This is a genomic window from Bacillus sp. FSL R5-0576, from assembly GCF_038004765.1.
In the GTDB taxonomy this organism is placed as follows: Bacteria; Bacillota; Bacilli; order Bacillales; family Bacillaceae; genus Bacillus; species Bacillus subtilis.
The window spans coordinates 1950768-1973237 of sequence record NZ_JBBORU010000001.1 but is presented as its reverse complement, the minus strand read 5'-3'; the positions used below and the strand labels follow the sequence as shown (position 1 = coordinate 1973237).

The 22470-nt window shown below is 42.1% G+C and carries 21 protein-coding genes and 1 other RNA gene; 12 read left to right on the top strand and 10 right to left on the bottom strand.

The features are described from left to right. The first annotated feature begins 157 nt into the window (after positions 1-157). Positions 158-2992 carry a 2-oxoglutarate dehydrogenase E1 component gene (gene sucA / locus NX903_RS09810; protein ID WP_086343942.1) on the top strand — a complete coding sequence of 945 codons (2835 nt, stop codon included), beginning with the start codon at positions 158-160 and terminating at the stop codon, positions 2990-2992. Between the two features lie 15 nt (positions 2993-3007). Continuing rightward, positions 3008-4261 carry a 2-oxoglutarate dehydrogenase complex dihydrolipoyllysine-residue succinyltransferase gene (odhB, locus tag NX903_RS09805; protein WP_033884553.1) on the top strand — a complete coding sequence of 418 codons (1254 nt, stop codon included), beginning with the start codon at positions 3008-3010 and terminating at the stop codon, positions 4259-4261. Between the two features lie 49 nt (positions 4262-4310). Here the strand turns inward: odhB and NX903_RS09800 are convergent, their stop codons facing one another. Continuing rightward, a complete protein-coding gene (locus NX903_RS09800; protein WP_024572776.1) occupies positions 4311-5276 on the bottom strand; it encodes a bile acid:sodium symporter family protein in 966 nt (321 codons plus the stop codon). 218 nt (positions 5277-5494) lie between these two features. On the opposite strand from NX903_RS09800, the gene NX903_RS09795 reads away from it, so the two are divergent. Next, on the top strand, positions 5495-6832 hold the full coding sequence (locus NX903_RS09795) for a sodium-dependent transporter (RefSeq protein ID WP_014480024.1): 1338 nt from the start codon (positions 5495-5497) through the stop codon (positions 6830-6832). 32 nt (positions 6833-6864) lie between these two features. Here NX903_RS09795 and NX903_RS09790 read toward each other — a convergent pair whose 3' ends face one another. The 3 genes from NX903_RS09790 to dhaS all read right to left on the bottom strand — a co-directional run bounded on the left by NX903_RS09790 (position 6865) and on the right by dhaS (position 11186). Beyond that, a complete protein-coding gene (locus NX903_RS09790) occupies positions 6865-7710 on the bottom strand; it encodes a superoxide dismutase (protein WP_015251901.1) in 846 nt (281 codons plus the stop codon). Further along, complete coding sequence (sqhC, locus tag NX903_RS09785; protein ID WP_086343941.1) at positions 7700-9598, bottom strand: sporulenol synthase; 1899 nt, start codon at positions 9596-9598, stop codon at positions 7700-7702. Before sqhC ends, NX903_RS09790 begins: the two co-directional genes overlap by 11 nt. Positions 9599-9698: 100 nt before the next feature. Further along, a complete protein-coding gene (dhaS, locus tag NX903_RS09780) occupies positions 9699-11186 on the bottom strand; it encodes an aldehyde dehydrogenase DhaS (RefSeq protein ID WP_015714095.1) in 1488 nt (495 codons plus the stop codon). Positions 11187-11415: 229 nt separating this feature from the next. Between dhaS and NX903_RS09775 the strand changes: the two genes are divergently transcribed. Further along, complete coding sequence (locus tag NX903_RS09775) at positions 11416-11619, top strand: DUF6501 family protein (RefSeq protein WP_003231245.1); 204 nt, start codon at positions 11416-11418, stop codon at positions 11617-11619. Between the two features lie 356 nt (positions 11620-11975). Then, positions 11976-12320, top strand: a complete 345-nt coding sequence (locus NX903_RS09770; RefSeq protein ID WP_003220141.1) for a PH domain-containing protein — start codon at positions 11976-11978, stop codon at positions 12318-12320. 85 nt (positions 12321-12405) lie between these two features. Here NX903_RS09770 and NX903_RS09765 read toward each other — a convergent pair whose 3' ends face one another. Both NX903_RS09765 and NX903_RS09760 read right to left on the bottom strand, forming a co-directional pair. Beyond that, complete coding sequence (locus NX903_RS09765; RefSeq protein ID WP_003231251.1) at positions 12406-12639, bottom strand: hypothetical protein; 234 nt, start codon at positions 12637-12639, stop codon at positions 12406-12408. A gap of 4 nt (positions 12640-12643) precedes the next feature. Next, a complete protein-coding gene (locus tag NX903_RS09760; protein ID WP_004399338.1) occupies positions 12644-12907 on the bottom strand; it encodes a hypothetical protein in 264 nt (87 codons plus the stop codon). Positions 12908-12973: 66 nt separating this feature from the next. Between NX903_RS09760 and yocM the strand changes: the two genes are divergently transcribed. Continuing rightward, the gene (gene yocM, locus NX903_RS09755) at positions 12974-13450 is read left to right on the top strand and encodes a salt stress-responsive protein YocM (RefSeq protein ID WP_042976035.1); all 477 of its coding nucleotides are present in this window, start codon (positions 12974-12976) and stop codon (positions 13448-13450) included. On the opposite strand, the gene NX903_RS09750 is transcribed toward yocM, so the two are convergent. Then, complete coding sequence (locus tag NX903_RS09750; protein ID WP_015383862.1) at positions 13437-13664, bottom strand: hypothetical protein; 228 nt, start codon at positions 13662-13664, stop codon at positions 13437-13439. The genes yocM and NX903_RS09750 overlap by 14 nt on opposite strands. A 77-nt stretch (positions 13665-13741) precedes the next feature. Between NX903_RS09750 and NX903_RS09745 the strand changes: the two genes are divergently transcribed. The 6 genes from NX903_RS09745 to NX903_RS09720 all read left to right on the top strand — a co-directional run bounded on the left by NX903_RS09745 (position 13742) and on the right by NX903_RS09720 (position 18867). Beyond that, a complete protein-coding gene (locus tag NX903_RS09745) occupies positions 13742-14074 on the top strand; it encodes a hypothetical protein (protein ID WP_024573296.1) in 333 nt (110 codons plus the stop codon). 74 nt (positions 14075-14148) lie between these two features. Further along, a complete protein-coding gene (locus tag NX903_RS09740) occupies positions 14149-14640 on the top strand; it encodes a TraR/DksA family transcriptional regulator (protein ID WP_003231259.1) in 492 nt (163 codons plus the stop codon). 150 nt (positions 14641-14790) lie between these two features. Beyond that, entirely contained in the window at positions 14791-15417 is a 627-nt protein-coding gene (gene azoJ / locus NX903_RS09735; RefSeq protein WP_003231260.1) for an FMN-dependent NADH-azoreductase AzoJ, read from the top strand. A 236-nt stretch (positions 15418-15653) separates the two neighbouring features. Continuing rightward, a non-coding RNA gene (gene ssrS / locus NX903_RS09730) (6S RNA) lies at positions 15654-15840 on the top strand. Positions 15841-15981: 141 nt separating this feature from the next. Continuing rightward, positions 15982-17757, top strand: coding sequence for a DNA helicase RecQ (gene recQ, locus NX903_RS09725; protein WP_086343940.1), 1776 nt, complete (start codon positions 15982-15984; stop codon positions 17755-17757). Positions 17758-18003: 246 nt separating this feature from the next. Then, positions 18004-18867, top strand: coding sequence for a LysM peptidoglycan-binding and 3D domain-containing protein (locus NX903_RS09720; RefSeq protein WP_003231267.1), 864 nt, complete (start codon positions 18004-18006; stop codon positions 18865-18867). A gap of 601 nt (positions 18868-19468) precedes the next feature. On the opposite strand, the gene desR is transcribed toward NX903_RS09720, so the two are convergent. From desR to desE, 3 genes are all read right to left on the bottom strand, one after another. Then, positions 19469-20068 (bottom strand): two-component system response regulator DesR, encoded by a 600-nt coding sequence (gene desR / locus NX903_RS09715; protein ID WP_144486666.1) that lies wholly within the window; start codon positions 20066-20068, stop codon positions 19469-19471. A gap of 18 nt (positions 20069-20086) precedes the next feature. Continuing rightward, complete coding sequence (desK, locus tag NX903_RS09710) at positions 20087-21199, bottom strand: two-component sensor histidine kinase DesK (RefSeq protein ID WP_015251908.1); 1113 nt, start codon at positions 21197-21199, stop codon at positions 20087-20089. A gap of 119 nt (positions 21200-21318) precedes the next feature. Continuing rightward, the gene (gene desE, locus NX903_RS09705; RefSeq protein ID WP_004399588.1) at positions 21319-22377 is read right to left on the bottom strand and encodes a fatty acid desaturase DesE; all 1059 of its coding nucleotides are present in this window, start codon (positions 22375-22377) and stop codon (positions 21319-21321) included. Positions 22378-22470 lie beyond the last annotated feature (93 nt).

Here is a 22470-nt window from a genome sequence, read left to right as displayed (position 1 = left end):
TACTATTTTGTGAACAATCAAGGTAGAATCAAATTGCAAACAGTGGTAAAATATCGTTGGAAGCGTTTTTATTACATAATTTTGGACACAGCGTTCGAAAGTTATTTCAAGATAGTGAATCAATCACTTGATTATTTAAGTTGGGGGTAATATTCAAATGTTTCAAAATAGTATGAAACAACGAATGAATTGGGAAGATTTTTACGGTCCGAACCTCGGCTATGCGCTGGAGCTTTACGATCAGTATACCCAGGATCCGAACAGCATTGACCCGGATTTGAAGGAAATGTTCGACGAGCTCGGTGCTCCGCCAAGCGATATAAAAGAGGCCTCGGGAACAAAAGAAAAGGGACGTGTTACAGCCGATCTGATTCAAAAGATCGCATCCGCAGTCAGACTTGCAGAAGATATCCGAACCTATGGCCATTTGAACGCTTCCGTCAATCCGCTCAGAAAGGATGGGAAAAAGAGCGAACTTTTTCCATTATCCGATTACGGGCTAACAGAAGAGGAAATAAAAGCAATACCTGCGTCTGTCATCTGCAAAGACGCTCCTAAAAACATTACGAACGGTTTAGAAGCCATTCAGTATTTACGAAATACGTATAAAAGAACCATCTCTTTTGAATTTGACCATGTGCATGACTTCAAAGAGCGCGAGTGGCTGACAAGAAAGATTGAATCTGGCGAGCTGTTCCAGAAGAACTCAGCTGAAAAACTGTCGGCTGTGCTGGAAAGACTGACTGAAGTAGAGGGCTTTGAGCAGTTTTTGCACCGCACATTCGTCGGGCAGAAGCGCTTTTCCATTGAGGGTCTGGACGCTCTTGTTCCAGTGCTTGATGACATTATTGCACAATCTGTCAAATCAGGCACGACAAGTGTCAACATCGGGATGGCGCACAGGGGACGCCTGAATGTCTTGGCACATGTGCTCGGCAAACCGTATGAAATCATCTTCTCTGAATTCCAGCATGCGCCGAACAAAGATCTTGTACCGTCTGAGGGATCCATTGGAATCAGCTACGGATGGACAGGGGATGTCAAATACCATTTGGGGGCGAATCGGGAGCTTCAAGACGCTGAAACAAAATCAGCGCGCATTACGTTAGCGAACAACCCGAGCCACTTGGAATTTATCAATCCGATTGTTGAAGGCAGCACAAGAGCGGCACAGGAAACGCGAACACAAAGCGGATACCCGGTACAAGATGAAACAAAATCGCTGGCCATTTTAATCCATGGAGACGCTGCATTCCCTGGGGAAGGAATTGTAGCTGAAACATTGAATTTAAGTTCTTTAAAAGGGTATCAAGTAGGCGGTGCGATTCATATTATCGCCAATAACATGATCGGATTTACAACAGAAAGCGCTGAATCCAGATCGACAAAATATGCCAGCGACCTGGCCAAGGGTTATGAAATTCCGATTGTTCACGTGAATGCGGACGATCCTGAAGCTTGTCTTTCAGCTGTTAAGTTTGCGGTCGAATACCGAAAAACATTCAACAAGGATTTTCTGATTGATTTGATCGGGTACAGACGCTATGGACACAACGAAATGGATGAACCGTCAACCACTCAGCCAATGCTGTATGATGCTGTCAGAAAGCATCCGACCGTCAAACAAATTTTCGCTGAAAAGCTGGTAAAAGAAGGCGTACTTACCGAGGAAGTTGTTCAAAACATCGAAAAATCGGTAACGAAGCGCATTGAAGATGCATATCAGAAAGTTCCGTCTAAAAAGGAACACACTGCCTGTGAAATTGAACTTCCAGAGCCTGTATCAAACGGTTTCCCAGATGTGGACACTTCGATTGATTTTGATGTGCTCCGCAAGCTGAATGGCGAATTGATCAACTGGCCGGAGTCATTTAATGTTTTCGGCAAGCTAAAGCGCATTTTAGAAAGACGCGCCAAGGCGTTCGATGATGACAGAAAAGTGGAATGGTCTTTGGCAGAATCACTCGCGTTTGCTTCAATTTTGAAAGACGGAACACCGATTCGTTTAACAGGACAGGATTCCGAGCGCGGAACGTTCGCCCAAAGAAACCTTGTGCTTCATGACAGTGAGACGGGCGAAGAATTTGTGCCGCTTCATCACTTATCTGACTGCAGCACATCATTTGCTGTTCATAACAGCCCGCTGTCTGAAGGATCGGTTCTCGGTTTTGAATACGGCTATAACGTGCATTCACCGGAAACGCTTGTTTTGTGGGAAGCACAGTACGGAGATTTTGCCAACGCTGCTCAAGTGTATTTTGACCAATTTATTTCTGCCGGACGCGCGAAATGGGGCCAAAAATCCGGATTAGTCATGCTGCTTCCGCACGGTTACGAGGGACAGGGGCCTGAGCACTCAAGCGGAAGAATCGAGCGATTCTTGCAGCTTGCAGCAGAAAACAACTGGACGGTTGCCAACCTGACAAGCGCGGCACAGTATTTCCATATTTTAAGAAGACAGGCTAAAATGCTGCTTCGTGAAGAAATCAGACCGCTCGTCATTATGACGCCGAAGAGCCTTCTTCGCAACCCAAATACGGTGTCAGAAGTGCAGGAGCTCAGCGAAAGCCGCTTCCAGCCTGTTTATGAACAGTCGGGACTTTCTCATGACTATGAAAAAGTAACCAGACTTGTATTATCCAGCGGTAAAGTGTCTATAGACATCAGTGATCATTTTAATAAGTTAGAAGACGGTAAAGAGTGGCTTCACATTGCGAGAATTGAACAGTTGTATCCATTCCCGGCAAAAGGAGTCAAAGAGTTATTTGCAAAACTTCCGAACCTGAAAGAAATCGTTTGGGTGCAGGAAGAGCCGCAGAACATGGGGGCTTGGGGTTATATCAGCCCGTATTTGACAGAGATTGCACCAGAGGGAGTAAGCGTTCAATATATTGGACGAAGAAGACGATCCAGCCCTGCAGAGGGAGATCCGACAGTTCATAAAAAAGAACAGGAACGTATTGTATCTGATAGCTTGACTCGCAAAAACTAAGGGGGAAATGAAAAAATGGCGGAAATTAAGGTACCTGAATTAGCAGAATCAATCTCAGAAGGAACAATAGCCCAATGGTTAAAGCAGCCTGGTGACTATGTAGAACAGGGTGAATATCTGCTTGAACTAGAAACGGATAAAGTGAATGTTGAATTGACAGCAGAAGAATCGGGTGTACTTCAAGAGGTATTGAAAGATTCGGGTGATACCGTCCAGGTCGGAGAAATTATCGGTACGATTTCAGAAGGCGCGGGTGAAAGTTCTGCCCCTGCTCCTACAGAGAAAGCAGAAAGCAAGGAAAGCGTGAAAGAAGAGAAACAGGCTGAACCAGCTGCACAAGAGGTGAGCGAGGAAGCACAATCTGAAGCAAAATCAAGAACGATCGCTTCTCCGTCGGCCCGTAAGCTGGCGAGAGAAAAAGGAATTGACCTGTCTCAAGTTCCAACTGGAGATCCGCTTGGAAGAGTGCGCAAGCAGGATGTCGAAGCGTACGAAAAACCGGCATCAAAACCGGCTCCTCAGCAAAAGCAGCAGCCTCAGGCTCCAAAAGCACAGCAAAGCTTTGATAAACCGGTCGAAGTGCAAAAAATGTCACGCCGCAGACAAACGATTGCAAAACGCCTTGTAGAGGTGCAGCAAACATCGGCGATGCTGACTACATTTAATGAAGTGGACATGACGGCTGTTATGAATCTCAGAAAACGCCGCAAAGATCAATTCTTTGAGCAAAACGAAGTGAAGCTCGGCTTTATGTCTTTCTTCACGAAAGCGGTCGTGGCTGCATTGAAAAAATATCCGCTGTTGAATGCGGAAATTCAGGGCGATGAGTTGATCGTTAAGAAATTCTATGATATCGGTATCGCTGTTGCGGCTGATGAAGGCCTTGTCGTACCGGTAGTACGAGATGCGGACCGCCTGACATTTGCAGGAATCGAAAAAGAGATCGGCGAGCTTGCGAAAAAAGCAAGAAACAATAAATTAACCCTTAGCGAGCTTCAGGGAGGTTCCTTCACGATTACCAACGGAGGGACTTTCGGTTCACTGATGTCAACTCCGATCTTAAACAGCCCTCAAGTCGGTATACTGGGCATGCATAAGATTCAGCTGCGCCCAGTAGCAATTGATGAAGAGCGTTTCGAAAACCGTCCGATGATGTATCTCGCTTTATCTTATGATCACCGGATTGTAGACGGTAAAGAAGCGGTTGGCTTCCTCGTGACAATCAAAAATTTACTGGAAGATCCTGAACAGCTTTTATTAGAAGGATAATAAAAAAGGGTACGTCACGATAAAGTGATGTACCTTTTTTGATGCATATTTAAAGTGATAGATTGCTGCTTTTGGATCCAGCTTGTTTCTTTTTCACTTTTTTTGACCAATATGTTGCAAGCATAGAACCTGAAAGGTTATGCCACACACTGAATATTGCGCTTGGTACGGCCGATAGCGGTGAGAAATGAGCCGTGGCAAGTGCAGCCCCAAGCCCGGAGTTTTGCATGCCGACTTCGATTGCAATCGCTTTTTGAGACGGGTAATCCATTTTTAAAAGCTTTGCACAAAAAAAACCAAGTAAATAACCGATACCGTTATGCAGGATAACAACTGAAAAAATGAGCAACCCCGATTGAAGCAGATTTTCCCGATTGCCGCTGACGACAGCTGAGACAATCGCAACGATGCCAATGACAGAAACAAGCGGAAGGGCATGTACGGCTTTTGCCACTTGTTTTCTGAAAAACATTTTGACAATCAGACCTGCAATGATCGGAAATAAAACCGCCTGTAAAATTGAGATAAACAAAGACCCCGGCGAGACAGGAAGCCATTCTTTGGCAAACAGCATAATCAACAACGGTGTTACAACAGGTGCCAATAAGGTAGAAATGGTTGTAACCGCAACAGAAAGGGCAGTATTTCCTTTTGCTAAGAATGTCATAACATTAGATGCAGTTCCCCCGGGACAGCAGCCGACAAGAATAACACCAACTGCGATTTCAGCTGGAAGATGAAGCCCAAATGCGAGGCCGAAAGCAACGAGCGGCATGATCGTATACTGAGCTATTACTCCAATAATAACTTGCCAAGGCTTTCTGACCAGCTCTTTGAAATCATCGGCTTGCAGTGTAAGGCCCATCCCAAACATGATAATGCCAAGAAAAATCGTAATATAAGAACTGATCCACGTAAATAAAGATGGGAAAGAAAATCCCAGCACTGCAAAAACAATGACCCATATGCCAAAGGTTTGTCCTGCAAAATGACTTATTTTTCTAATGATGTCCATAAAAACACTCCTAACACACTTATCAAGAACTTCAGCAGAAATTCTTACAAATTTCATAACATTCTCTTATTATAAATAATTTTCTGAATAATTCAATATTAGTTTTTGGCAGATGTCTATAGATATATGATGTAAACTAATTAAAATGTTCTTGACTATATAGGAAGATATTCTTACAATGAACCTTTATAATGGTTAGATCAAATAGGAGTGATACGGTGAAGGAAGCAAATCAATGGTCTTCGAAGCTCGGCTTTATTTTAGCCGCGGCAGGATCAGCTATCGGGCTTGGTGCGATATGGAAATTCCCATATGTTGCCGGAACCAGTGGAGGAGGCGCATTTTTACTTATTTTTATTTTATTTACGGTTTTAATCGGACTGCCTTTATTGTTAGGTGAATTCATCATAGGTAGAAGAACACAGAAAGATGCCGTTCAGTCCTATAAAACACTTGCTCCAGGAACGAAGTGGCATTGGATCGGTTATTTAGGCATGGTGACGTGCTTTATTCTTCTATCTTTCTACAGTGTCGTAGGCGGATGGATTTTAATTTATATTATAAAAGGCTTCACTGGCGGTTTATCGCAAACATCTGGTTTTGATACGATATTTGCAAGTACCATTTCAAATCCTTATTTGGCTGTGGGAGGCCAGCTGCTCTTTATGGTGGTAACAATTTTAGTTGTTGCAAAAGGGGTAAGCAGCGGAATTGAAAAAGCAAGCCAAGTATTAATGCCAGCGCTTTTTCTATTATTCATCATTTTAATGGTGCGTTCGGTTACACTTGATGGCGCGATGGAAGGAATTAAATTTTTCCTGATGCCTGATTTAACTGCAATTGATGCCAATACCATTTTATATGCAATGGGACAATCCTTTTTCTTATTAAGTGTCGGTGTATCTGTCATGGTAACGTATAGCGCTTATTTAGAGAAACAGGAAAATCTGGTACAGTCCGCTGTATCTGTAACTGTTATGAACATGCTTGTTGCTGTAATGGCCGGAATTGCGATTTTTCCAGCTGTCTTTTCATTCGGCCTCAAACCAGACCAAGGCCCGGTTCTGTTATTTAACGTGCTGCCGACTGTGTTTAATCAAATGCCGTTCGGAATTATCTTTTTATTAGCATTTTTACTTCTATTTTTATTTGCTGCATTGACATCTGCTTTTTCAATGCTGGAAATTTTGGTCGCAGTACTTTCGAAAGGCGATGTCAATAAGAGAAAACGATTCGCTTGGTTAGGCGGAATTGCTATTTTTATTGTCGGTGTGCCGTCTGCATTATCATACGGCGTCTTAAGTGACGTCTCTATATTTCATCTGTCTATTTTTGATGCCGCCGACTATCTTGTGAGCAATATTTTAATGCCGTTAGGTGCGTTACTGATTTCGATTTTTGTCCCGCTAAAAATACCGAAACAGGATTTGTTTGACGAGCTGAAAAGCGGTTCCAATCTCAAACGAAAGTGGTTTGCTGTTTGGCTGCTGCTCATTCGATATCTATCTCCTGTTGCCATTATCATCGTGTTTTTGCATGTGGTAGGGATTTTTTAAAACACGAAGCCCCCGGGGAAAGGGGGCTTTTTTTAATAGAGCTTCCAAACGACTTCTTTTGCCTGCTCAAAACGTTTTTCTGCCTCGCGCCAATCCACGACATTCCACCAGTGGTCTACATAGCTGGCCCGGTCATTTTTATATTGCAAATAGTAGGCATGCTCCCATACGTCAAGCGGTAAAAGGGGGATTACATCCCATTGGCTGAAGAGCTGGTGTTTTTCTGCCGTTAAAATCTCCAGCCGTCCTGATCGAGGTGCCCAGACCAGAATGGCCCAGCCGACGCCTTCCACTTTTTTAGCGGCTTGGGTAAAATGTTCTTTAAAAGCGGAATAGCTTCCAAATGAAAGGTCTATCATTTGGAACAATGCTCCTGTAGGACGCCGCTTTCCGTTTGGATGCATAGAAAACCAAAAAATACTGTGCAAATAATGGCCTGCTCCATGGAACGCAAGCTCTCTTTCCCAATGAGTGATTAAGTCATAATTCTTTGTTGCTCTCGCTTTTTTAAGCTCTGATTCTGCTTTGTTCAGGCCATCGACATAGCTTTGATGATGTTTTGTATGATGAAGGACCATAATATCGCGTGAAATATAAGGTTCTAAGGCGGAGTATTTGTAAGGAAGCTTTGGCAGCACGTGTTTCCCTATAGGGACATAAGCGCGTCTTTCACTTGTATCATCTGATTCTGTAATATCCCGATAAAGGGCAGCGGCCTGTTTATACCAATCTTCTTCTGTAGTTTGGTCATCTTCCAGAGCCTCAATCATCTTGTCGATTTGATCTTCAAACTGGTCAAGCTGACCTCGCTTTTGAATCTGATCTTTCAGGGCTTCACACCAATTGAACATCTCCGTTTGATAAGATTCACGTTTCATTTGCTGTCTCCTTTTCAATAGAATCTAAATACTTTCCGACAGTCAGCAAAGAGAATACATATGGATAACTGTGGTAGCGAATATAAAATTGCTTCGGCAATCCGATCCCTGCTGGATACGCGAGGCTATCGGCGCTATGCGAACTGCTGTCGGTAAGGTATTGCATGCCTTTCACAACTGACGGGTGTTCGGAATTTTCATATGTGAGCAAAGCGTCTAAAGCCCAGGCCGTTTGTACAATGGTTCCTCTATGAAGCGGTACATATGTTTTGATTTCGGCGCTTTTGCAGGATTCTCCCCAGCTTCCGTCATCATTTTGTATGGATTTGAGCCAACGCAGAGCCTTTTGTATACCGGGATGCTTTCGGTCAACCCCGCATGCATGCATACCAGTAAGAGCAGCCCAAGTGCCGTAAATGTAGCAAACACCCCATCTGCCGTACCAAGACCCATTTTGTTCCTGATGTTCGAAAAGCCACTTCACTGCGCGTCGAATATGTTGATGTTTTTCTGTGAAGCCAACTTTCTCGCCTAAAAAGTGCAGTACACGTCCAGTGAGGTCGGCGGTTGAAGGGTCAACTGCAGCGTCCTCGGCGGATTCAAGCGGCAGAAGGCGGATCAGTGGGTGGTTCACGTTTTTTTCGAAAGCAGAAAATCCGCCGTCATTGTTTTGCATCGATAAAAGCCAAGATACCCCTCGCTCCCATGCTGCAGGAGAATGATTGCGGGGAATCGCCTTTAAAACGGCTGCAGTGTCGTCACAGTCAGGGTTATTTGTATTAATGTTTGAAAACCCCCAGCCGCCAGGAACTGAATTTGGATTTTTGACAGACCAATCTGCTGTTTTGGTATGCTGGCGTTCTAGCAAAAAGTCGGCTGCTTTTGTAACAGAGCCATCCGTTTCGGTCACACCATTTTTTTGAAGGGCATAGCTGATTAGAGATGTATCCCAAACAGTTGAAGTAGAGTTTTCCAGATAAGGAATCCCGTTGCATTTAGTCACCAGTGATTTAATGCCGGTAATCGCCCTCCTGATAATAGGAGAATAGCGTGACACACCAAGTGACAGAAGGCTGTAAACCATAAATATGGTTGCGCTCGCATAGCTGTATAATGTTCCGTCTTTTTCAATCCGGTCCAGCATATACGTTTTAGCTGTCTGTAGGCCCAGCTGCTGAAAAGCAAATGGTGCATGAAAAACGCGTTTCCAATGTGACAAAATAGACGTGAGTTCTCTTTCTTCGAAAGCATCAGACCGAAGCCAAGTGAAAGGATTTTTTGTCATGTGCGGATCGAGATGGCGAAGAGATGAAATATTGCGGTTAATAAGGACAAATCGCTGATTGAGTGTTACAGCCATAGGAGCAAAATGAATACGGGCATATGAGCTGAACTGATAGAAATGAATCGGCAATGTTGGGGGGAGCGCCATGAGTGATAATGGTAAATACAAAGCAGGCCAAGGATAAAGCCCGTTCGCGGCAAGCATCCATTTTGTCATAAAATGAACATGTCTCAAACCGCCATGTGAGATGATAAATTGTTCAGCTTTCTTCATGTGCGGCTCAGATCTGTGAAAACATCCTGAAGCCAGCATCCCGACATATCCTTGGACGGTAGCCGTTAGATTTCCGCGCGTTTCATCGGGATAGTTGATAAATGTGCCGTCGGGCTGCTGTTTTGCATGAATGCCGGCTGCAAGGGCTGATATCAGTTCTTTTTCGTTTTCGCCTTCATCTAGTGAGGTAAGGAGCAAAATAAAAAAGGAATTTGTCATGATTGGTCCTTCAAAGCAAAATGTCCATGAACCATCAGCATTTTGCCTGTCTCTTAACTCCGTAATGGTTTTCTTTTGGAAACGCCTCACTTTCTCCTGAAGTGTGCCCATCACGCTCAACTCCTTCAGAAGCATATATATTCAGCGTCTTTTACTGCCATTACAGAAAGAAAAAAACTGCTGGCAGGCAGCAGTTTTTTAAACATACATGTTAGTCTTCAAGGTTTATCCATACACTTTTGACTTCTGTGTAATTATCCAAGGCATATGATCCCATTTCTCGTCCGAGTCCTGACTGTTTATAACCGCCAAATGGAGACGCCGCGTCAAACACATTATAGCAGTTCACCCAAACGGTTCCGGCTTGAAGTCGGTCCGCGATATAGTGTGCCTGCTTGACGTTCTCTGTCCATAGTCCGGCCGCAAGCCCATATTCTGAATGGTTTGCCCGTTCAATAACTTCATCGACTGTTTCGTACGGAATTGCAGTCAGCACGGGTCCGAAAATTTCTTCTTTTGCGATGGTCATTTCGTCTTCAACATTCGCAAACACAGTCGGTGCGACAAAGTATCCTGCTTCAAAAGGACAGCTTCCGCCGGTCACTGCTTTTGCTCCTTCATCTTTTCCTTTTTGAATATAGGAAAGAACGCGCTCATGCTGTTCCTTGCTTACGAGAGGCCCGATTTGAGTATCTTTATGAAGTCCCGCTCCTTGGCGGAGTGACTCAGCATAGGATGCCATTTCATCAACAACTTCATCATATTGGTCTTTATGAATGAAGACACGTGAGCCCGCACAGCAGACTTGACCCTGGTTAAACATCACACCGTTTAAAGCGCCCGGGATGGCTTTTTTCAAATTCGCATCCGGCAGAAGAATATTAGGCGATTTTCCGCCCAGCTCCAATGTCACACGCTTAATGCTTTTCGCTGCGGTGGACATGATTTTCTTTCCGATTTCAGTGGAACCGGTAAAGGCAATTTTATCAACCGCTTCGTGGTTCGTCAGCGCTTCTCCCGCATCTTCACCGAATCCTGGGATGATGTTGATTACACCGGCAGGGAAACCGGCTTGGTCAATTAATTCTGCCAAATAAAGAGCTGAAAGCGGTGTTTGTTCAGCCGGTTTGAGGACGATTGTACAGCCTGTTGCAAGTGCCGCGCCCATTTTCCACATCGCCATCAGGAGCGGGAAATTCCATGGAATGATCTGGCCGACGACACCGACAGGCTCATGACGCGTATAATTAAAATAAGCGCCGGAAACCGGAATCGTCTGTCCTGTTATTTTTGTACACCAGCCGGCGTAATAGCGCATATGCTCAATAGCCAGCGGAATATCTCCATTAGTCGTTTCATTGATCGGTTTCCCATTATCAAGTGTTTCAAGCTGAGCAAGCTCAGTTTTATGCTCTTCCATTAAGTCTGCCAGCTTATACATCAGTCTGCTTCTCGAAGCTGGAGACATTGTTCTCCATTCACCTTGGTCAAAGGCTTTCCGGGCAGCTTTAACAGCTTTGTCCACATCCGCAGCCTGGGCTTCATACAGCGTCATCAAGGTTTCGCCGGTCGCCGGGTTTGGAGTGTCAAAGGTTGCCCCTGAGGCACTCGGAACAAACTTTCCGTCAATATAAAGCTTCTTTGTTCCCTGTAAAAATGTCTCCAGCCTTTTCGTCACTTGCATCGTTAAAGAACTCATCCGTAACAAACCTCCAGTCATTTTTTATGGTCTGTTCTGAGATTCTTGGTGATAGCACATTGATTCCTGGATTGAATAGCAGAAATAAGCTGTGATAGTTGCTTCAAACGTAAGCGTATACAAACATTCTATAATAGAAATCAAGGCAAAATCAATGAATAACCGATATTGCAATTTACAAAAGAAAAAAGCTACAATAAACTTATAGATAAGAAAAGGAGATTTCATCATGATTCATAAAAATTGGCTTGAAAAAGAAACAATTAAAAAAGTAAAGTGTGTGCAGACAAACGCAAAAAAATATATCGTAAACCGCGTTTTAACGCCGGGAAAAGAATATGAAGTAAAAAATGAAACAGAGGAGTTTCTCTTTGTGGTCGACAATACGAATAAAGTCGGCGGCTATTATAAAGAATACTTCGAAGAGATGTAATGCTTCCTTGAAGCATCAAACAGATTTTGTTAAAAGCAGTCGATACATAAAACCGCAGCTCAGCTGCGGTTTTTTTGTGGTTAAAACAGGAAATATAAAACAAAATTAAAAAAATCATTAAAAACCACTTTTTTATAAAAACATTGCTGAATATTGAAACTTTTTTCTCTATATGTGCGTATTACTTGATGACAACAGCTTAAAAGCCAAAAAACAAATCAAAAATTTGAAAAATGTAATCTGTTCGTAATGGTTTAAATGTCTTCTATGTCGTATTCTTATATAGGGATAAAGGACTTATTTTTATGTAGTGAATGATAAAACAAATAGATAAATGCAGAAAGAGGGGTTCTTCATTGGGTATTTTTTCTGTTAGCAGATCAACGGATGCAAAGAAGCTTGAGGCTTTGCTCGTTGAAGGGGAAAGAATAGAATCGATTTATAAGCTCCGAGTGGACCAAATTTGCTTTACAAATAAGCGGATCATTTTCTTTGACAATAAAATGTTTTCTAAAAAGAAGGTTCGTGTATTTCTTCCATATAAAACAATTGAAAGCTTTGCCATCCAAGAAGCGGGAATGTTTGATCCGGACACTGGGCTTTTATTGATGACAAGAAGCAAAACGTTCGAATTAGAATTTGCGAAAGACACCGATTTAAGCGAGGTTCAGGCGGTGCTGACAAAGCATTTGTGCAGCTGAATATTTGATGAGCCAGCCGTTCAAAAAATGGTTAGGCTTTTTTTATATATAAAAACAAGAACAGGGCATGTGCGCCCTGTTCTTATTACACCACACTGTTTTTCGCTGAGTTCGAATCAACAAGATCTGCATCTAATACATTTGAAATCGGTACGACAAGAGGAGTAAAGTCGCCATTTTCTTCCCCAAACCCTTGATTTATTTTAGCTGATAAAAAGTAATCGACCTGCTGATACGGACCGAGTGTTAAAGAGGAACCACGGTCCATCGTATTGATTTTAAATCCGCCGACATTCACGACGGAGGGTGAAAAGAACATCTCATCACTTCCTTTTGATTGAGGAGTTAACCGCTTCACTTTCAAAAGAGGCCGGAGAATCAATTTGGTCTCTGTCATCCACATGGCTTCTCGTGCCCATAAATCCGCTCGCATCTCCAAAATTCTGTCCGTAGCCTTGATTTTTTTTATCTGAATTTTGCCATTCTGCCAATAAATTTTGTCCTACGTTAACCGCTGAAGCATTTTCAAAGGAATTAATTTTCAGCATGAAAATATTAATATTGATATACGGAGTTGGTTGAACCACAGGCAAACCTCCTTTCTATAGTTGTATGCTGGCGGTTATAAAGTATGTTAAGACAGGGGGCTTCAAATGGATTTCGAAAAGATGAAGCAGTGGATGGAATTCGCACAGCAGATGTATGGCGGTGACTTTTGGAAACAGGTATTTGATGAAGACCAAAAAACCCCTTTTATGACAAATGGCCAATCTCCGTTTCCGTTTGCGCAGCAAGATCAGCGAGGGAAAGGAGATGCTTCATTTCCGAGCATGGATATTGTAGATACCGTTACGGAAGTGCAGTTTTTAATTTATCTTCCAGGCTACCGTAAACAAGACGTTCACATATTATCGTACGGAGATTATTTAGTGGTGAAGGGGCAGCGCTTTTCCTATTTTAATGAACAGGACTTTCGCCAAAAAGAAGGGAAATACGGAAGTTTTGAAAAGAAAATTCCGCTTTCCGACCATCTTCATGGAAAGATGAATGCCATTTTTAAAGACGGAATCCTATACATCACCATTCAAAAAGACGAAGGTCAAGCGAAAACCATTGTTATTGATGATTGATTTTCATACTGAGTGCATCTGCCCCATCACGGTCATCAATTGATTCAATCGGAATGACCATAACAATAACATCTGCATTTTGTTCCCCAAAACCGTTATTTCTTTTGATAGCAGAGCACCTGTTCCTTAACTCCGCAGAACCAAAGGTAAGGGATGAGCCGGTGCCTATCGAGTTAGTCTTGAGATGAGAAATATTGATGTTAGTCGGAAGCATGAAAACCTCTCCTTTCTATGGGATATACCTCATTATATATGTAGACGAAAGAGGAGTATGCAAAGGGTCGTGATGTCATGAAAAAAATGTTCCGGTCGCTGATCAGGCATTGCTTGAAACCAGAACTTGACAAACTGCGTGAATGTGAAGAAAGACTTTCAGTGCTTGAGAAACAGAAACAAAGCAGCAAACAGGAATCTGAAGAAACCTATATACATATTGAAACGCTGAATGTCGAAAAAATTGACTATCATCTTGAATTCGGCGAGCTGACCATTGATGAACTGAGCGGCAGATTAAATATAGGCGCAACCTATTATATACCGCCAGAAGAGAAGAACAAAAAGTGCCAACGAAAACCCGAAGCACCATCGACGCCAGCGGTCACGATCCGTTCAAAAAGGCAGTAGCTCATCTTTCCATCGATGTTCCCATGTTTGACAGAAGGCAAAACGGGAAACAGGATAGAAAGGAGAGGATATACATGGCACTGACAAAAGAACAAACACAGCATCTCTATCATAAATTGCTCGATATGCAAAAAGAATTGTCTGGCGAGAAAAAGGAAACAGAATCAATGACGGAAGAAGTGGGGGAGCTTTCCAATGGGGTTGACAACCATATGGCAGATCACGGGACGCTCGTCACAGACCGGATGACAGACCAAACAGTGAAAGAGATTGACCGGGAGCTGTTAGAGGAGGTCAACCGTGCATTACAAAAGATGAAAGATGGAACTTATGGCGTGTGTGAAAAAACCGGTCAAGAGATTCCTTACGAAAGACTTGAAGCTGTTCCTTATGCAAGAATGACAGTTGAGGCCCAAGCTGATGTGGAGGATGATCTGGAGACAGATGCTCCTTCTTATGAAAGAGAGTTTCATGAACAGGTAAAAGACTTATCCAACAAAGAAACAATTGATCAAAAAAGCTCGCAGACGTATGAAATCTTAGATCGTGAACAAGATTCGAAGTAAAAATGGCAAGCAAGTACACCGATATTAGATGTACTTGCTTTTTTTTGAAAAAAAATCTCATATTCAAAATAAAGTGATTGACTTTGCGTAAAAAAGAAAGTAACATACTATTTGTAAGTAAATATAAAAAGTTTACCGGGAGGAATACAAATGTCTACAGTTTTATTTGTAAAATCAAGCGACCGTACAGCTGAAGAAGGCGTTTCAACTAAACTTTACGAAGCTTTCTTAGCTGCTTATAAAGAAAACAACCCTAATGATGAAGTGGTTGAATTAGATCTTCATAAGGAAAACCTTCCTTACCTTGGCAGAGATATGATTAACGGAACATTTAAAGCAGGTCAAGGAATGGAAATGACAGAAGATGAGAAAAAACAAGCAGCAATTGCTGACAAATATCTGAACCAGTTTGTAAAAGCTGACAAAGTTGTTTTCGCATTCCCGCTTTGGAACTTCACAGTGCCAGCAGTGCTTCATACTTATGTTGATTATCTGTCTCGCGCAGGCGTTACATTCAAATACACACAAGAAGGACCAGTCGGTTTAATGGGAGGCAAAAAAGTTGCGCTTCTTAACGCTCGCGGCGGTGTCTACTCAGAAGGACCAATGGCTGCACTTGAAATGTCATTAAACTTCATGAAAACAGTTCTTGGTTTCTGGGGTGTTCAAGACTTGCACACAGTTGTCATCGAAGGACATAACGCAGCACCTGATCAAGCGCAAGAAATCGTTGAAAAAGGTTTACAAGAAGCAAAAGATCTTGCTGCAAAATTCTAATAAAGCCAAGACTCCTATCGTTACAAATAGGAGTCTTTTTGTATATACACATTAATATAGAAGAAAATAATCATTCACTTTTAGCGAAAAAGGCTGTTTTTTTTATTGTAATATATTTTTTGTTTGTCGAATTGTCAGGTATTTTGGAGAAAAAGCAGTTTTATTCACTGGAAAAAGTTTTTCTAAACAATTGTTCTGACCTCTTGATTAAAACCGCCTGATGGTGTACTATATTAAAGAAGCTACTTTGTGCGTATTGTTAATTAAGTTTTAACCTTTAAGCTGTAATAGGGAGTTTTATATCGAAGCCGGAATGTCATGCCTCCATTGCAGAGGACGACAGGAACGTTTCTGCAAACACCCACTTTGAGGAGTGGTGGTTTAAAACTTTCTTACTTGCATACGGCAAGACGTAGCGAAAGCCATTTCCTTTTCGGAAATGGCTTTTTATTTTATCTAAAAAGGTTTGGTATAGTGAATATTCCATTTTTGTGTGAAAGAAATGAAGGCCGCTTTTTTATGATATGATGGGAGAAATTCAAGGAAAAGCGAGGTTTACACGTTATGTTACATAGAGCCCAATCCCTTCTGGCTCATTATTTTGGTTATGAGAAGTTTCGGAGCGGCCAAGATGAAGCGATCCGCTTGGTGACGGAAGCGAGGCGAAATACGGCCTGCATTATGCCGACGGGAGGCGGCAAATCGATTTGCTATCAAATTCCGGCACTAATGTTTGAAGGGACGACGATCGTCATTTCACCGTTGATTTCCTTGATGAAGGATCAAGTTGATGCGTTAGAAGAAGCGGGGATTAACGCCGCCTACATTAACAGCACACAATCCAATCAGGAAATATATGAGAGGCTGAACGGACTCAAAGAAGGGGCTTATAAGCTTTTTTACATTACACCAGAGCGACTAACGTCCACAGAATTTATCCGGATTTTGCAGGGCATAGATGTTCCTTTGGTCGCAATAGACGAGGCGCACTGTATTTCTCAATGGGGCCATGATTTCAGGCCAAGCTACAGGAATATTGAAATCTTGTTCCGTGAATTACACGACAAGCCTGTCATCATGGCGTTAACAGCAACAGCCACACCCGAGGTTCATGATGATATTTGCAAACAGCTGCATATTCAAAAAGAAAACACGGTATATACCGGATTTTCCCGAGAGAATTTAACCTTTAAAGTAGTAAAAGGAGAAAATAAAGATCGGTTTATAGACGAATATGTGCAAAACAACAGGCATGAAGCAGGAATTGTCTATACAGCGACCAGAAAAGAAGCTGATCGGATATATGAGAGATTGAAACGAAATCAGGTCAGGGCAGGCCGGTATCATGGAGGTATGGCTGATGATGAGAGAAAAGAGCAGCAGGAAAGGTTTCTTAATGATGAGCTTCAAGTGATGGTGGCAACCTCTGCTTTTGGAATGGGTATTGATAAATCAAATATCAGATTTGTTCTGCATGCACAAATTCCGAAAGATATGGAAAGCTATTATCAAGAGGCAGGACGAGCTGGACGGGACGGTCTTGCCAGTGAATGTGTTCTCCTGTTTTCACCGCAGGATATTATGGTGCAGCGCTTCTTAATTGAGCAATCAGAACATGAAGAGAAACAAAAGCAGGATTTAAAAAAACTGAGACAAATGGTCGACTACTGTCATACGGAAGATTGTCTGCAGCGTTTTATCCTTATGTATTTCGGAGAAAAGGAGCCTGATGCGTGCGGACAGTGCGGAAACTGTACCGATACAAGAGCGGCCCATGACGTGACGCGGGAGGCGCAAATGGTCTTATCCTGTATCATTCGCATGAAAGAACGGTTTGGCAAGACGATGGTTGCCCAGGTGCTTGCCGGCTCCAAAAATAAAAAAGTTCTTGAAAATGGCTTTTCAGACCTTTCAACATACGGGATATTAAAACACCAATCCGTTGGCGAAATCAGTGATTTTATCGAATTTCTTATTTCTGACGACTTCATCAGGATGTCAGACGGAACGTTTCCGACTCTTTTTGTCAGCAGTAAAGGAAGGAATGTGCTGAAAGGAGAATTATCAGTAGCGAGAAAAGAAGCGTTAAAAGCGGCAGCGATTACTGAAAATGACGAGCTATTTGAACGATTGCGCATGGTTCGGAAAGAAATTGCGGCTGAGCAGGGTGTTCCGCCATTTGTTGTTTTCTCTGACCAAACGTTAAAAGAAATGTCAGGAAAACAGCCCGTAAATGATGATGAACTTTTGTCTATAAAAGGAGTCGGAGAACAAAAAAGAGCAAAATACGGCCGGCTTTTTTTACAAGAAATACAAGCTTATGCAAGGATGACAGACTAAAAAACAGAAAAACAATCTTTTTTTCTATAAAAAACACATTTTATTTTCTCTGTTTTGCCTCAAAATAAAAAGACCTGCGAAGCCTATTATATCAAGGGTTCAGCAAGTCTTTCCATCAGAGAGAAATCCTTCATGTAAAGGAACTGTAATCTAAATCATATCTTTTTGTTATTGATTTGACATTTACGTGTGTTACGATATCACCTGTTAGCCGCCAATAAAAAGCTAACAAGGGAGGATTTACTTATGAAGAAGACGATTATGTCCTTTGTGGCAGTTGCTGCACTTTCAACAACTGCATTCGGAGCTCACGCTTCTGCAAAAGAAATTACGGTGCAAAAGGGTGATACGCTCTGGGGAATCTCTCAGAAAAATGGAGTGAACCTAAAGGACTTAAAAGAATGGAACAAGTTAACTTCTGATAAAATTATTGCAGGAGAAAAACTGACCATTTCTTCAGAAGAAACAACCACGACTGGGCAATATACAATTAAAGCGGGAGATACGCTTTCTAAGATTGCTCAAAAATTCGGCACGACAGTCAACAACCTGAAAGTTTGGAATAACTTAAGCTCTGACATGATCTATGCTGGATCAACTCTTTCAGTAAAAGGTCAGGCAACAGCAGCAAACACAGCTACTGAGAATGCGCAAACAAACGCACCTCAAGCTGCGCCAAAACAAGAGGCTGTGCAAAAAGAGCAACCTAAACAAGAAGCTGTACAACAGCAACCTAAACAAGAAACAAAGGCTGAGGCAGAAACTTCTGTTAACACAGAGGAGAAGGCTGTTCAATCAAATACAAATAATCAAGAAGCTTCAAAAGAACTAACAGTTACTGCTACTGCTTACACTGCTAACGACGGCGGCATTTCCGGCGTTACAGCTACAGGCATTGACTTAAATAAGAACCCGAACGCGAAAGTTATTGCGGTTGATCCTAATGTAATTCCGCTAGGTTCTAAAGTCTATGTTGAAGGCTACGGGGAAGCAACAGCAGCAGACACTGGCGGCGCTATTAAAGGAAATAAAATCGACGTATTTGTACCAAGTAAAAGTGATGCTTCTAATTGGGGCGTCAAAACTGTAAGTGTTAAAGTCTTAAACTAATAATATAGATTGTGATAAAAGACATGAGCTTTTGGCTTGTGTCTTTTTTTGTTCTGCTTAGAGCTGTTTATATCATATGCTGATAAAAGAAAGTGGTCCCGTTTTTCTCTTTATGTGCGATTCAGGGGCTCTCGGGTTAAATGATTGATTCCACATTACAGAGACATTCGGCATCATGACATTTATAGCTGGTTGTTAATATCTTTGATCAGCGAAACGAGCTGGTGTTTTTGGCAGATAATAAGCAGTTGGATGTAGCAGATGCCATTTACGGAACGGAATCGGATTGATTTCAGACGGTTTTTTATTGTGATATTAGGCTCTTGCAGTTGGGCATGGCAGCTTCGGGAGCGAAGTGGCACAACTTTGTCATACTGAAAATACAAAATAATCAATATCAGAAATTCTGCTGATGTGCAATGGCCGACCATTTTAACAGGGATATCATTCAATCCAGTCTTTTATTGGGCTGTTAACCAAGCAATCGTTCAGCGGGTATAGGAGCGAGGATATCGATCAATTTAATTCTGGTTGCGGCGAGGTTCTCAAACGGGAATTTCAGGTTAACAAAAAGGATCCTGGCAGATGCCAAGATCCTTTTTTATTTAAACCAGCCTTTTTCCTTTGACCGGGTAATGGCTTCAATTCGATTTTTCACTTCAAGCTTTTCTAGAATCATTGAGATATAATTCCGCACCGTCCCGCTTTTGATGCTGAGTTCCTGAGCGATTTCTTTTGTGTTTTTACCGTCAGCCACAAGTTCAAGCACTTCTTTTTCTCTATCTGTAAGAGGGTTAGCTTCGCTGTATAAGTCCTCCATCAGCTCAGGTGCATAGATGCGTTTTCCATTCATGACGCTACGGATGGCGTTGGCCAGCTCTTCACTAGGACTGTCTTTTAACAAATAGCCTTTAACGCCAGCTTTAATAGCTCTCTGAAAGTAACCGGGTCTGGCGAAGGTGGTTAAGATGATAATTTTGCAGCCTGTATCTTTTAGCTCCTCAGCAGCTTCAAGCCCTGTTTTTCCGGGCATTTCAATGTCCATAATACATACATCAGGCTGGCGTTTTTTGACAAAATCAACAGCATCTAGGCCGGTTGTACCTTTGCCTACGACTTCCATATCGTCTTCTAGGTTTAAAAGTGATCCTAAAGCGCCCAGCAGCATTTGCTGATCTTCTGCAATAAATATACTAATCATATAAGCCATCCTTTATGTTTATTTTGAATTATTAGGAATTGCCATGGTAAGCTTGGTTCCGTTTTCGGTATCGATGTGAAGGCTTCCGTTTGCAAACTCAAGCCGTTCTCTCATCCCGAGTAAGCCATGTCCTTTTGAAAAGGAATTTTCTTCTCCTTTGAATGTTCCATCGTCAGACACTGTAATCACAACTTCCTTCCAGAGCTGCTGAATGTCTACTCGGCAAGTTTTAGCCTGGCTGTGTTTGACGACATTTGTGACAGCTTCCTTTAAGCACATGCTCAAAATGTTTTCATTCAGCAATGAGATATTTTCAGGCCATTTCTCTTCTTCATAGATAAACATAATGTCAGCTGCTTCGAGAATTTGTTTGATGTTGATCAGTTCATCCTTGAGCCGGATGCCCTTCATAGAGGAAACGATTTTTCTTACTTCATTTAAAGAAGTTCGCGCTGTTTGCTGAACGCTTTTCAGTTCACGAGCTGCTTGTTCGGGATCTTTGTAAATCAATTTTCTTGCTAAGTCGCTTTTTAACCCGATAAGAGAAAGCTTTTGCCCAAGCGTATCATGGAGATCGCGGGCAATTCGCTGACGCTCTTCTAATTTTACCAGTTCTGCAATCCGTTCATTTGCATCCTCGAGCTTTTCTTCAAGCCGTTCGCGCTCCTTGCGGCTTCTTATACTAAAGGGCAATAAAATTGCGCTGATGAGGGTAATGACGACAAAAGGAATTTGTGTCAGAAAGAATTCCTTTTTTAATACGAGACTGAAATTGGCTGCGACGGCTGCGCTTATTAAATGGACATAATATAAAATATGAAAAGGGACGCGTTCCTTAATGTTTCCAATAAAATACGCGATAAAAAAAGCAAAATAAATATAACTGAACAGGGTAATGGAGGCGGTTGAAATGCCAATTAATAAAAATCCCCACAAATAAATGGTCCAGCCTTTTGAGACAAAAGCAAATCGATATACCGAAAAAAATAAAAGCGTCAAAATGATGCCGACAATAATAACAAATGTAGATGATGATTTCCATATAAAGTAGAAGGGGAGGATGAAAAATATCGTCCATATATAGGGCGTAATCCCGTTTAGTTTTTGAAATGTAAAATGATTTTTAATCATGATCTTACCTCATTTTCAGCTTTTCATCTTACTTGTAACTTTATCATTGTGAAAGCCAGAATGCACCCTCCAACAATAAAAAGGAAGCCTTCTAGTATATTAGAAGACCTCCTTTATCATCAGGCATTCTTCCGCAGCTTCTGTTTTTCTGGTGAATCAGGCGGAAGGCTTACAGGTATATGTTTTATAGCCCGAAATGACACAAACTGTTTGTTATCTTCATCCCATAGACGGAACGCGAGTGATTGCAGGCTTGTTTTTAAGGTGATTGTCGGTACGTTTTTTAATGGTTCGTGATGTTCATGAGCAACTTCAAGCTTATAGTTAGGCACCTTTGGACTCAAATGATGAACGTGGTGGTAACCGATATTGCCTGTTAGCCATTGAAGCAGTTTCGGGAGTTTATAAAATGAACTGCCTTCAACAGCAGCCTGAACGTAGCTCCAGTTTTCATCCGCTTCAAAATAAGAATCTTCAAAGGTATGCTGCACATAAAACAGCCAAACACCGATTGAACCTGAAATCAGAAATATCGGGCCTTGCACCAGTAAAAACGATTGCCAGCCAAAGATCAGACAGCAAGCGGCAGCCAACGCGACAATTGCCAGATTCGTAAGGTATGTGTTTACACGTTCCTTGCGTCTTGCGCCTTTTTTGTTAAAACGGTTCGTGATCAGAAAAACATAAATCGGTCCGAGAATAAACATGATAAACGGGTTTCTATAAAGTCTGTATGCAAGCTTTGTTCGTCTGGATGCAGCTTTATATTCGTTTACTGTTAACATCCAGATGTCTCCTGTTCCGCGTTTATCCAGATTGCTGCTAGTTGCATGATGAATCGAATGGCTGTGCTGCCATTGAAGATACGGGAATAAAGTCAGGACACCTGTCAGAAAACCGAGAATGTGGTTATAGCGTTTTTGTTTGAAAAAAGATTGATGGCAGCAGTCATGGAAGATGATAAAAATTCTTGTTAGAAAACCTGCGGCAATCACCGTTAATGCTAACGTAAGAAGATAGGAGACATCGAGGCTGAGATAAGCAAGAAACCACAGGCCGAAGAATGGGATAAACGTGTTCAAAAGCTGAATCAGGCTGTTTTTTGTTTCAGGCTGAGCAAATGCAGCGACTTGCTTTGTCAGCTGTTTTTGTTTATGTGCAATGGTTTGTTCAGTCATAGTAAGTATCCTCTCATTGTGTGTCTCGGTTCAGTATACGCTAATGAGAGAAGTCTTTTGTAGTAGCACACATCATGCCTCCTATATGACATT